Below are 1,079 nucleotides of genomic sequence, written 5' to 3' on the forward strand. Positions count from 1 at the left end.
CGCCCCGACAGTGCATCTTCACCACACAAAAATGCCCTTCTCACGCAACGGTTAATCACGTGGTAAAAGGGCGTACTTTCAGCATCTATCAACTGACGACGGGCTGTGGTCATAACCAACCTCGACTGAGCTTTGATGGGTATTTCAAAGCCTAGTCAAGGCTTGGCGAAACATCAAAAAGATATGGCTGTCCTATCTTTTCCTTTCAGCAGCCTCCGTCCCGTATTGTGATGGAAGCGTGCGGCAGTGCAAATTACTGGTCACGCCAGTTCAGGCAATACGGACATGAAGTTAAACAAATCAGTCCACAGTATGTTGCCCCCTTCAGAATGGGCAGTAAAAATGACAAAAATGATGCAGCTGCAATTGTCGAAGCTGACAGTCGCCCGGGTATGCGCTATGTGCCGGAGAAGTCTATTGAACAGCAGGATATTCAATGTCTGCACAGGGTTCGCCAGCGGCTGATGAAAAACAAAACCGCGCTGATTAACCAGATACGGGGGCTAGGCCTGGAATACGGTATCGCCATACCGGAAGGGGCTCATAAAATTATGGCCCACCTGCCTGAGCACCTGGAGGATGCAGAAAATGAGCTCACCACGCTCAGCCGGGAGCTGTTCCATGAGATGTTGCAGGAACTTCAGGACAATCAGCAGCGGATTAAAACTCTGGATCTGCGCCTTGCGCTTATCAGCCAGCAAAATGAGGATACCCTCAGACTGAAAAGCATACCTGGTATCGGGCCATTAGGGGCTTCAGCCTTGACGGTAGCTCTGGGCGACAGCGCTGATTTTCAGAATGGCCGGCATTTTGCCAGCTATCTGGGGCTGGTTCCGAAGGAGCACAGCAGTGGTGGTAAAGTCAGACTACTCGGGATAACAAAACGCGGAGATGGTTATCTGCGAGGACTGCTTATTCATGGCGCCCGCTCAGTGGTTTACCGGGTCATCAACCTTCCGGAAGAACGATGTGGAGGTCTCCAGCGTATTATTGCCCGAAGTGGCGTAAACAAAGCTGTAGTGGCGCTGGCTAACAAAAATGCCCGAATAGCGTGGGCGCTAATAAACCAAAAAACAGAG

General features: G+C 50.9%; 1 protein-coding gene and 1 pseudogene. One reads left to right on the forward strand and one right to left on the reverse strand.

All coding sequences use genetic code 11. From position 1 onward, the window contains the following. A pseudogene (locus ACMHXI_RS01450) lies at positions 1-113 on the reverse strand (alpha-amylase family glycosyl hydrolase); the annotation flags it as partial. Between the two features lie 117 nt (positions 114-230). Between ACMHXI_RS01450 and ACMHXI_RS01455 the strand changes: the two are divergent. After that, positions 231-1,079: IS110 family transposase (locus ACMHXI_RS01455; RefSeq protein WP_413733824.1), on the forward strand; the 849-nt coding region annotated here is incomplete at its 3' end.

Source organism: Shewanella sp. BJSY2023SW005 (genome assembly GCF_047314585.1).
Taxonomy (GTDB): Bacteria; Pseudomonadota; Gammaproteobacteria; order Enterobacterales; family Shewanellaceae; genus Shewanella; species Shewanella algae.